Here is an 11,758-nt window from a genome sequence, read left to right on the forward strand (position 1 = left end):
TGAAAAGACAGAATTTAGTTGGTATAGACCCAAGAATATAAAAAAGTCTTGCCTGAGCAAATGCACAATATTTAGATAGAACTAGCCATTTTTGTGAAGTCTTAGGAAAACAGATGTTACTGAATCAGAAAATGAAATTTGATGTGCTGAAACTTCAAACTCTTTATCCTCTCTGCGTCTCTGCGCCTCTGCGTGATACAAATCATCCCGCATTTATGCAATACCGCACAACAAATGGGTAACAGAAAAAACTCAGTTACCCATATTGCAATGACTTTTTTTGAGTCGTTCAATCAAATAAGCTACTGAATTCAGCAATATCTAACATTTTTTTAGTTTTCAGTAATAATCTTGCTAATACTTCGGGATTTTGCCAAGCAGAGCGAGGTAGCAAGGGAGACTCTACTAGGGTTTCTGTTGGTGAAACTATGGGAGTTAATAAGTTAACTGGATTTGATTCTGTAGTATTCATCTGAATGAAGCAAAACGCTGTGGGTGTACTTGCCAACTATCTGACCACTGAATCGACTCAGGGGTAAAATGTAGAGGATCATTCTCTGGCCAAGGTGCATCTAGAGGCTCTTCAATCAAAGCAAATTCACCGTTATCAAAGGGTATTCCTGCGGCTTTGACTTTTAAATAAAATCTTTCCCGTAGCCCACGCTTGGCCATTTCCAAGGCGCGATGGTGACAGTAAGGATTATTACCGCGTTTATCGAAGAAAACGTGTGCTGTCCAATTACAGCCACCCCGACAGAGTTCTGCATACTGACAACTTTTGCAGAAACCCCACAGATGAGCTGTACCTTGGGGAGTGTCTGCGCCTAGATTAAAGCGTAACTGTTCTGATGTGGCAATGATTTCTTTGAGGGAGCGATCGCGGATATTCCCACCAGTATAAGCTGCTGTGGGTAATGAGGGACAGCCTTTGATTGCCCCGTCAGCTTCTAACCCAATGGAATTTAACCCAGCACTACAACCTTGCCAAAATGAATATGATGGATCTTCGTCAAAGTCAGCACGCAGAAGCCGTTCATAAGGGCCATAATAACCAATGTTATTTCCCGTTGCTAGTTGGACTTTACCTTCACGACGGGCGCGTTGAGCAACCCTAGCCAACATCGGATAAAGTGCTAACAACTCATAAGGTTGCAGTAATATCTCTGCGTTGTCTGCCGCATTACCCATCGGTACAGTCAACTGAATTTGCCAAGATATCGCCCCTAAATCCCGGATATGCTCATAAATCAGTGGAAATTCTGGGGCAGAAAGGCGGTTAATTTGGGTGTTACAACCAAAGGGAATACCCTCTTCTTTTAAAAAACCCATTGTGCGTGCGCCTGACTCCCAAGAGCCTTGGCGACCACGCAGACGGTCATGGGTGGCTTGTAAACCATCGGTAGAGACGGAAACAAAAGCAATATCCGCCGCTTTCATTTTTTTGACCATCTCACGGGAAATACCATAGCCCCCAGTAGTCATAGTGCAGAGCATACCAGCTTGGTTAATAGCGGCGGCAATTTCCAACCAATCAGCACGCATAAAGGCTTCTCCGCCAATCAGCGTCACCTCTTTGATTCCTACTTCTGCTAATTGTCGCACCAAGTCCAGAGCTTCTGCTGTTGAAAGTTCTTTTACGCGCTCTTCTCCTGCTCTTGAACCACAATGACTACAAGCAAGATTACATTTAAGAGTAATTTCCCATACAGCGTAAGTAATACGCCGATATTCTTCATATTCTTCGTGTAAATCTGGCATTGTTCTCCTGAAATATCAATGCAAAATTAGGATTTTCCAGCCTATTTCCTAGCAGGACTTAAACATTTACTTTTTATTTAAGTCCCACTAATTTCACATTTAAATCTATTTACGAGATCTCCAAAATTTTTTGGGTGGTAAACTAGCACCGTAATGAAGGACAAGGCTATTACTACGTCCACCACTAACTTGTAATAGCTCTTCTTCATTCAATTCAATATCTTCTGTTCGAGAATTTTGAGCTAAGACTGTATTAAATTCTTCTGCACTAAAATCATAACCAGCAGCTAGAATAATTTCATAACGCTCTTCAGGACTAGCTGCATTCTCTACTTGTTCAAGAAAAGCATCATCTGTTTTCATTCTTGAGTAAAAAGCTTGCGCGTTTTCAATAGACATAATTATCTCCTTATGGAATCGTTTGAGAGGTCTTCTAATGCCATGATATTGGTGCGTTACGCCTAGATATCTTTGCTCACAAGCTTGAATCTTTACACAGCCGTAACACACCCTACTGGTTATTTACGTGGTCTCCAATAATTTCTGGGTGGTATACCAACGCCATAAAGAGGGCGAACAAGACCTGGACTTGCAAAACGAATTCCGCCACTAACTTGTAACAGTTCTGCTTCACTCAATTCACCAGCTTCTGGTTGAGCATTTTGAGCTAAGACTGTGTTAAATTCTTCTGCACTAAAATCATAACCAGCAGACTGAATAATTTCCAGGCGGTTTTCAGGACTAGCTGCATTTTCTACTTGATCAAGAAAAGCATCATCTGTTTTCATTCTTGAGTAAAAAGCTTGAGCATCTTGAATAGACATAATTATCTCCTTCTAGACTTGTGTTAGAGGTTTTCGATGCTAACAATAAATTTGTTTATGACAATATTTATTGCTGGCTTATGTAATTATTTAAATGCTAATAAAGACGTAAAACAATATGTAATTGTTATTTCTCACTAGCTTATTTTTATATTTTATTTGTATGTGATTTCATTTTTTTAATTTATTGGAAGCGAAAATATGAGGTGATAAGATTTAAGAATATACAGATATAAATAGACTATGCTAGGATTTATAATTGTTTAAACCCTAGCAAAATTATTATGTATTGATTAAATTCACCTGGGATTAAATGAATACTAATAGCCTAGTAGCTACAACGACTAAAAGCCAAGTAGCAGTAGATATTTAAGCTATGCTCATACGCGAAATCATCCAATCAAATCTTTTACTGGCTATAGCCATTTTATCTAAGATGCTAATATTGATTTCATCCTCATATTCAACATTATTGCTGAGTGGAAGACCTGCGCTATAAACTCTCCTGCCGTAGCCGATTCTACTCAAAATTTCCTGTAATCTGTTGGCTGATAAAATAGAAATGACGCGGTAAAAACGAGATGAAAATCCTATATCTTGTTGTAATTTTACTGCTAATTGCTGTTTGGGGATTGCCAAAATTAGAGAATCTTCAATTACTTTCACTGTCGCCCAAGGGAGGCGACCATCAATAAACGGTGTTTCTCCTAATATTTCCCCTTTGGATAATTTGGCTATCTCTCGCCCAATGAGTTCTTTACCTTCAATCGCAGAAAAAGCACGCAATAAAGGATTGCGATCATCTTCCGAGACAGACATAGACATTTTTCCCCTCAAAATAATATATAGCGCATCGACAGGACTATTTTCATAAATGAGTGTTTGACCTGCTGCAACTTTTTGGGTGATACCACAAGCCATTAACCAATCAATGTCACTATCGTGTAATTCAGCTAAAACAAATAGTACGTCTTTTAAAGACTTGGCTTGTGTTAATTTGCGTCTACCAAGTTGAGTGATTAGTTTTTGCAGTCTGTCTGCATACATAATAGCGATCGCTCGATAAAAGCGAGCCGCAAAACTAGCATCTTGCTGTAATTTTGCGGCTAATTTTTCTTGAGGAATTGACATCACTAATGATTTTTCTAGAGCCTTAATTGTAGTGATGTTAGAACTTTGGCTTACAAAGGGAACTTCCCCGACTACTTCACCCCTAGATACTCTAAAAATTTCCCAATCTGAGTTGATATCACTATCAATAGCCGCAAAAGCTCGATGCAAAGGATTATTCTCAGATTGCGTAACGTTAACTGTCAATGTACCATCTAATAAGATATACAAAGAATCAACAGTCTTTCCCTGTGAAGTTAATAAACTACCAGGTAATAATTCCTGGCGATCGCTATTGGCAACTATCCAATTAATATCACTATTGCTCAACTCTTTTAGTAAAACTTCTGTCATAATTCAATTATCCTCTTGTGAAAAAAACAATCGGCAATTTTAAAAACTAGACTTTTTGTAACAGTTGTTTAATGAATGAATTAAATCCTGGATCAGCTAACTCTTCTAAAGTCAAACAAAATAATGAACATAACAGTTGTATTTGACATTCAGGCGTTTCTAAATCATTGATATATTCTGCATCAAAACGCTGTAAATTAAAGGCTGCTGCTTGCAACAATGACTGGAGAACTTTGAAAGCACCATCAGAAAGAGGCGGTTGTCCTCGATAGTTTTGCAGTCTACCTCCTTCTCGATATTCAGGAAATGATTCTAAGCCCATAAAATGTAAAAACCAGTCGGCTCGATAATATCCTATGGCAGCTACAATACCTCTATAATCAGCAATTAGTTCATCAAAGGCATTGTTTCGCATGGATTTAAATAAACGATTTGTTAAATAATGAGTACATTCGTGTTCCAAGCGAATTTTTAGAGATATATTTTGCCAAGTAGTTTCCTCTGCACCGATTTCTTGGGCTGTAATGTTGCTGTAAGGACTGTTACTCAAAATAATGAATCTATCTTGATACAGTTCTTTTTGGGGAATTAGGCGTTGAAACTCTAATGTCCAATCATGTTTTGAGCATTGATGAGGATTTTGCTGTTCCCATTTTTGGCGATAGCGGTGAATCCTATCCCAATTGTTAAACCCACCGACAATACAAGCTCCCATTGATGCAGGAATTTCTGTGGGTTCATTACGCTGTGTTAAAGCTTGGACTAAAGTAACAAAATCCTCCCGATTTCCCGGTAGTAAAACAGGAATTTTCCCAGCCAAACTAGGATATATTTCTAAGCGCAGTTTTTCTGGTTGAGTCAACACTAAACCAGTCGCCTCTGCAAGATTATCGACAAATGTACCTTTACGGGTGGCATCTCTATATGCTGGAGTTGTGCTGATACCTTCAAGAATGGGGAATTGTAACTGCACTAATCGTTGCTGGAGAACTGCAAATGCGCCGAGAGTTTTGGCTGCTGTTGCGTATTCTTCCCAAGTATTGATATGAGCTTCAGATGGTAAAGGAAATGTAAGAGGATGCTTTAATTTAGTTTGACAAAATACATTATGGTTGTATGCTAGTAACTCATCTATTTCTGAGCTACTAGCACCATAGGCCGCCAGTACATCGGCACGAAATTGCGTTTGGTTATTCATATTTAATTAAGCCGCAACATCAGCAATTTGGGCAGCAATTTTCTGCACAGTTTGACTAATAGGATGCTCAGGATACTGCACAGTGAAAATATCTTTACTCCCTAATTCCGCCATATCTTCAGAAAGAGGTAAAATCCCAGCTACGGAAACATTATAGATGCTCTCTACTTGTTGCTGTAAGTCTGGGAAATTCAAACTTGATAATGCTTTATTAATCACAAGTAACATTTTGGGGACGCGCAACTTACGAGCTACATCTACTGTGACAGCAGTACCTTGAAAATCTTGTTGATCTGGACGCAGGACAACGATCAATACATGAGAAATGCCGATAGAAATTAAGGTTTCTTCGTTCAATCCGGGATGGGTATCAATAAAAAGATAGTCTAAATTGAGACTGACGATAAGTTCTTGAAAGCCATCATTGAGCCTCACTACATCATATCCTTCACGGATAATCCGGGAAATTTCACCAGCTTTAATACTAGAAGGAACTAAGTATAAATTACCCTTGATTTGATTGGAAGATTGTTGTCTATTGATGAGGGTATGAGTCACATCATAGGCAGCATCTTTCATCTCACAGCGTCCCCATAAATAGTCATTGAGAGAATATTCAATTTTGTGTTCGTTGAGTCCGAATATGATGTGAACTCCAGGAGATTGGATATCTGTATCGATGATTGCTACCCGTTTTCCCTGGATGGCCATAGTAGCGGCGATATTAGCAATAGTATTTGATTTGCCTGTACCGCCACGGAAGGAATGAATTGATATAATCTTGGACATAATTTACCTTTTTTGTTTGTTTGGGAAGGGAACAGGGAATGAAATTAAAATATGAGTTGTATCGTTTGTTAAGATGGCGATCGCTCTGGGAATGTAAATTTCAACCAGCATTGATCGCTAATTAGCGGTAGCAAGACTTTGCCATTAGATAATTTCCAGTCAAACTGCATTTTTTTGTTACCACTCTCGACTTCTACAAATTTAGGCAAGTGCTGAGATTTATGTTCATCGTTATTTCCATCTGTCCAGACTTTCATTTCTTTTTCTCCCTTGGTGGAAAAGCAAAAGATGGCGTAGCGTAAAGATGAGAGTGAGGGAATATCGATTTTGGTGGCTTGTTGGTGTACTTCACCCTCTGCATATCCTAAAAGTACGTCTGCTATTTTTGGCTTACCACCAGCCGTAATCGTAAAGACTGAATTTCCTTGTGGTTGCTGTTCCTGTCGCAGTTCTACAACTACGCGGGAAGCAAAAGCACCATACAGTTGCATCACAATCGTTGCACCCAGTGATAATAAAGCAATGCTGAATGCGCTGATTCGTGCCAGGGGATGTTGCCAGATGAATAAGCTGTGAATCAACAAAATACCCAGAAAAATGCTATATATGCCCACATTGAATAGGGGATGATTGAGAATCTTAAAGACTACAGCAGGTATCAGTTCTCCTTTTTTTCTACTAGAAATCAACAACAAAATCGGGAAAATTCCACCAACAAGAGAGTTACCCAGTACGCCAGCAAAAGCGAGTATGTTTGTGAAAGATTGCGTACCAGCGAGAAATAGCCACTCAGTCAAGACAAAAACTAAAATTAATGGACTGATGGATAATAACAAACGACGCTGGTTGAGGAGGTGTAACCAAAAGTGAGTTTTTGGTTTTCTGGCTATAGCTGTTGTGAGGTTGTGTTTCACATCCAAACTAGCTTCGTAGTTGAGGAGCATTGGCGAAGTAATTTGCAGATATACACGATCATGGTTAGCTGATTGGATATCAAACATCAGGCGAATATTTGACTGGTTGAGGTCTGGATATTGAGTAAATAACTCTTTGATGTCCCAATGCTCATTGACTGCAATTTCTACATGATAGATGTGGCCTTGTAACTGGATATCTATTTGAAACTTGGGTTGATTGTCTACAATTCCCAAATAGGTAATACCTATACAATAAACATCCGTAGAATTACTAGGTGGATGGAATTTTAACATTCCTCCTTGGCGGGGTAACATCAAGATGGGAAGAGATGGAGTAGGTATCCATTCTTTGGCTAGGTTAACTAAAAGGCTGGAACTACGTAGCCAAGCCATTCCCAACAACAAGGTCACTAAAATTGCTCCCAAGATAGGAACAATGGAGCCGACTTGAATAGCTAGGGCTTCTAGAGCCGTTCCTGACTGTTGGGCTAACAATTCTGGTGCGATCGCGCCATTGACAACCAGCACCCAAAGGCAAAAAATTACAGTTAGAAATGCCGTTCCCCATACACTACCCCAAATTAACGATGAGGCACTAGGATCACGCGGTAGGACAACTTTGGCACATTCTCCCACATAGACATGACCAAAATACAACATCAAACCCACACCAAAAATTCTTTGTAAAATCCAGGGTTGGAAAGGTTGATTATTCAAAAAAGGCAAGTTGACATATAGCAGGTTGTCTAAATTGATGTGACGCAATGTCAACAGTGACAGTATCAAAAGTAACCCAATATTAATCGCTGCCAGAAATACCAACAGAGAGACTGTGAAATTTAAGGATTGACGAGTTAGCAAATATGAACCCGCCACAAATAGTAATACAGCCCAAATTTCTGGAGGGATTTGAGTCAGATTGGCCATGGTTGTTGACAAGCCAATGTAACAAGCCAAGGCGATGAAAAATACCCGAATCCCAACAGCAAAGGAAAGTATAAATGAACCTGCTGCGCCTAAATAATTGGCTACTAGTTGTTTGATGAAGGGATGACCATAACGAAAATCACTGCTACGACCGAAGGCTTCAGCCATACAAGCCATTGTAACAACGTTAATTGCACCGATAATTAACAAAAAGGCCACGGTCGGTAATGGCCCAATATCAACTACAGCGATGGGTAAGGCTAAAAAGGCTTGGGGTAAACCCAAGGAGATGGTGAGTAAAAAGGCCAGCCAGAAAGGTGGTACAGATTCAATTTTTTGTGAGACATCTTTCAACATCCAGCGCAATTCTTCGATAAATGTGGTGTGGGATGCAAAGATGTTGAATAGTGATGTTCTATACAGTCGAGAATAGGCTGTTTGTACGGCTTTTTCATCAAGACCTAAGACGGTGCGAATCTGGGGTATGGCTTGATAGGTAAAATTATACTTCTGTCCCAAGGCTTGGGCGATCGCTGCTTTGAGTCGGGGATTTGCTGGAACTAAAGAAGCCCATTCACTGGCGTAGCGTTCTAGTTGCTGAATAGTGGGGCGGATTGGTGGTGCATTACCTAAAGCAAATGCTTCTAGAAAGGCTAAATCGCGTTCATGGGCAGATTGGGGTGCTAAGGAAAATTCTACACGCGATCGCGCGGCAATTTGGGCTGTTCGGCTCTCAATTAAAAATAAAATTGTGTTGGCTCGTCTAGCAGGTAAACCCGCTAATACCTCTTCACGAGATATCAGTTCATCATCAAAATCAAATGTCATATCTATCACCCCCTGGTAAATATCTGAGATTTTTTATTTGATTGAGCAAAATAGAAGTTTCTCTGTTAATTAGGCAGTTTTTGAGTTATGTTTACAACTGTTCGCTGCTTGAGAGATTGCACCTGATTATGCAGGCGATCGTAGTAACCAATCTCAGTTTCACTAGCCACTAATGTGCCTTGTTTAATCTTGGCAATTTTTTTCTGGATATTTTCAAAATGTTCATTACCAGTGATTTCCTCCACATATCTAGTTCTTTTAGTTTCGTCAATTTCTATTCTTAGTTCTTTTACCTGCATTTTCAAATTCTGATTGCGCGTCCTAACAGTTTCAGCCATATTCATATAGACACGCACCAATTGACCGATATCATCGTGGCTATGAGCAGCTTGCACTAAAATATTATGTGCTTCCTGATTAAAGGTTTCTTTTTCTAGTGCTTGTGCTGCTGCTGTCAGTCCACGAATTGGGCGAGAAATTCGAGAACTTAACCACAAAGCTACAATTGTGGTAATTCCGCCCACAATGAATACACTACTAATATTAAATATTATGAGACGATATAAAGGAGCTTCAAACTGCTGTCTAGATTGACTTATGCCTAATACCCACGGCTCTATTTTCATAGGAGCAAAGCCAACAATCATTTGTTGATTTTCAATTGGGGAGTAATAACTAGTATGACCCGCATCTTTAGCTCTGACTATAGCTTTTAGTTCGGGAATATTCAGGCTATTTATCGAAGGAAAAATATTTCCCAGATTAGATAATAATTGTTTAGATTTATCAGGCGAGATAGGAAAAATAGTATTATATAAAATGGATTTATCTGGATGGGAAATGATCATACCTTCCTTATCTATGAGGAAAGCATAGCTCTGATTTGCTGGCTTTAAGGAATTAACTATTGTCCAAATACCTTCTCCTTTAACTTTGAGTACCACAACTCCTAAAATCTTGCCCTTTTCTGATTTGACAGGAGCAGAAAAATATAAGCCTGGTCTTCTAGTTGTTTTTCCTATTAGGATACTAGATATATAGGTTTTTCCCTGGATAGCAGACTTATAGTATTGCCGAAAGGCATAGTTTTGACCGATGAATGTAGAATCTGTAGCAGCAATACATAAACCTTGACGATCTATAATATATGCAGCATCAAAATCTGGATTAGCATGATGAATATTTCTGAGAGTTTTTTGCAATCTGATGCCAAATTTTTTTCGCTTTTCAAGGGTGTCAGCAGATAAAAAATCCACGACATCGAGGTCGCCACTTACTTGAATTACCAGACGTTGAATATCAATGAGCATTTGATCGAGGCGACTGGCAGTATTATTAGCTAATAGCTCCAACTTACGATATTCAGCAGTTTCTACACGCTCTAAGCTCTCTCGTAGATTGTAATATGCTGTGAAGGTCATTGGGATAAAAACTGCGGATATTAAAGCCACAGAAATTTTAGTAGCGATTGTCCAGCCAGGTATGTAAAACAACCGATGAATTACTTTCATTGGAGAGATATAGTAAACTTTGTCAAATAATCATCTACTAATGAAGCTTCAGGATTTTTGATACTCTTAAAGGTTTATCGTCAAAACTTCAGTTTTTAAGTAAGCAAATACTCAAGTCCTGACTACGAATTAAATCCTACTAGAGGAATACGGTTTGATTCCTGAATCTAGTTGTGTGGTGCGCGTTCGCAAAGCGCAAGCGCGATAGGCAGGGAATAGGGAGTAGGGAATAGGAGTAGGAAAGAAGATTGATCTGGGTGTACTGTTTTTTTTAGAAATCAAATATGAGTCCTATAATAAGTAATTTTTGATGAATATTTGCGGGTATTGCATCTTTACTAAAGAATATTGAGTGAGCTATTTTTTAGCATAAAATATGCCGATATTTATCTCAATATCAAATTTTTCTCTAAGACTCACATTTTTGTTGTTTCTCATAGAACTTAAACATTTTTGAGCAATAGACCTCTTGCAAAAGTAATGATTATAGTCCCGCACGGCGGAAATAAACATACCATCAGGAATTGCTAAAATGCTTGTAGGATAACTATTCTTTCTTTTGCCTTGTTGTACTAGCGTCTTTCTTTGCGTCTACCCTGCGGGAACGTCTGGCGGCGAATGCGTGAGGCAAAAAAAGATTTATGCAAACTCTCCTGAGCCAGGGAAATACAGTGAAGACAAGGGTAATTCTTCTCTACTTACCTGCTTTTCACTTTTGTGCTTCAGTGGATAAAACCTGTGCTTGAGCAATATCTGGTAAGTCTATTGATTTTAAAATTTCTACCCAATCAGCTTTTAGAGCATGATCTTGGGAATTAGTCTGGAGTGTTTTTCCTAAATCTGTGATGGCATCGTACCAGATTTTTTTCTCTAAATAGGTGAAATATTTGTGAGATTTGATATTTTTGAACTTGATGTCAAGCTCTTTAGTGAGAGCTATTCTTTCTATCCAGGCATCAACGTAAAAATATTTATCTGCTACATCTTCCTGTCCACAATAAATTTTAAAATACCAGTGATACTTCTGCCCTAATTTTAGAGAATATTGGGTTTCAGGTGGCAGATTAATGCTGATAACTCCTGATACTGAAGGAAGTTTTAAAGATTTTCGATAAATATCTTCTCCAATTTCATTCTGTAAGATAAATTCTCCATTGCGAATATTACTAGGTAATTCAGGAATATATACCCAAAAGGTAGGATACTCAGAAATAGTAGCAGCTAAAAAAGATGTAGAGCCTTGAAAATTATCTAATGTTTCTTGGCCAGGAACAAGAGCAGTCAGGGGAATATTGAGTGCTGGACAGTCATTGCGACTAGTTCCGCCACGACGACGACCGACGGGCGCACCATTATCTGGTAACTTTGGGGGTGTGGATAGATTTTCCTGATTACTGGCATATAGTGTGTGTAATTTCGTCATGGAGGCTTGTAGAGGTAAGGGGGATACCATACAAGCCATACCGAAAACAAGCAAGTATCTCAAACTGAGCAATGGTAGAGGCAATTTTGTTAAAGCCATAATCTCAACTCAAAATTTTT

Annotated in this window: 10 protein-coding genes; all 10 read right to left on the reverse strand. The window is 38.9% G+C overall.

The features are described 5' to 3' along the window. Positions 1-289: 289 nt before the first annotated feature. The gene (locus tag H6G28_RS13995) at positions 290-472 is read right to left on the reverse strand and encodes a hypothetical protein (protein ID WP_190671464.1); all 183 of its coding nucleotides are present in this window, start codon (positions 470-472) and stop codon (positions 290-292) included. Then, complete coding sequence (locus H6G28_RS14000; RefSeq protein WP_190671465.1) at positions 469-1,758, reverse strand: nif11-class peptide radical SAM maturase 3; 1,290 nt, start codon at positions 1,756-1,758, stop codon at positions 469-471. Before H6G28_RS14000 ends, H6G28_RS13995 begins: the two co-directional genes overlap by 4 nt. Before the next feature lie 105 nt (positions 1,759-1,863). Continuing rightward, positions 1,864-2,157, reverse strand: coding sequence for a Nif11-like leader peptide family natural product precursor (locus H6G28_RS14005; RefSeq protein ID WP_190671468.1), 294 nt, complete (start codon positions 2,155-2,157; stop codon positions 1,864-1,866). Positions 2,158-2,276: 119 nt separating this feature from the next. After that, entirely contained in the window at positions 2,277-2,582 is a 306-nt protein-coding gene (locus H6G28_RS14010; protein WP_190593121.1) for a Nif11-like leader peptide family natural product precursor, read from the reverse strand. A 369-nt stretch (positions 2,583-2,951) separates the two neighbouring features. Beyond that, positions 2,952-4,046: a cyclic nucleotide-binding domain-containing protein gene (locus H6G28_RS14015; RefSeq protein ID WP_190671469.1), complete on the reverse strand. Its 1,095-nt coding sequence runs from the start codon at positions 4,044-4,046 to the stop codon at positions 2,952-2,954. A gap of 46 nt (positions 4,047-4,092) precedes the next feature. Then, entirely contained in the window at positions 4,093-5,244 is a 1,152-nt protein-coding gene (locus H6G28_RS14020) for a DUF7005 family protein (RefSeq protein ID WP_190671471.1), read from the reverse strand. 6 nt (positions 5,245-5,250) lie between these two features. Then, positions 5,251-6,033, reverse strand: coding sequence for a MinD/ParA family ATP-binding protein (locus tag H6G28_RS14025; protein WP_190593118.1), 783 nt, complete (start codon positions 6,031-6,033; stop codon positions 5,251-5,253). A 68-nt stretch (positions 6,034-6,101) separates the two neighbouring features. Continuing rightward, positions 6,102-8,705, reverse strand: coding sequence for an amino acid permease (locus H6G28_RS14030; protein WP_190671473.1), 2,604 nt, complete (start codon positions 8,703-8,705; stop codon positions 6,102-6,104). A gap of 65 nt (positions 8,706-8,770) precedes the next feature. Beyond that, positions 8,771-10,216, reverse strand: coding sequence for a HAMP domain-containing protein (locus H6G28_RS14035; RefSeq protein ID WP_242054576.1), 1,446 nt, complete (start codon positions 10,214-10,216; stop codon positions 8,771-8,773). Positions 10,217-10,925: 709 nt separating this feature from the next. After that, the gene (locus tag H6G28_RS14040; protein WP_242054577.1) at positions 10,926-11,738 is read right to left on the reverse strand and encodes a DUF928 domain-containing protein; all 813 of its coding nucleotides are present in this window, start codon (positions 11,736-11,738) and stop codon (positions 10,926-10,928) included. Positions 11,739-11,758 lie beyond the last annotated feature (20 nt).

The organism is Nostoc sp. FACHB-190, from assembly GCF_014696905.1.
In the GTDB taxonomy this organism is placed as follows: Bacteria; Cyanobacteriota; Cyanobacteriia; order Cyanobacteriales; family Nostocaceae; genus Nostoc_B.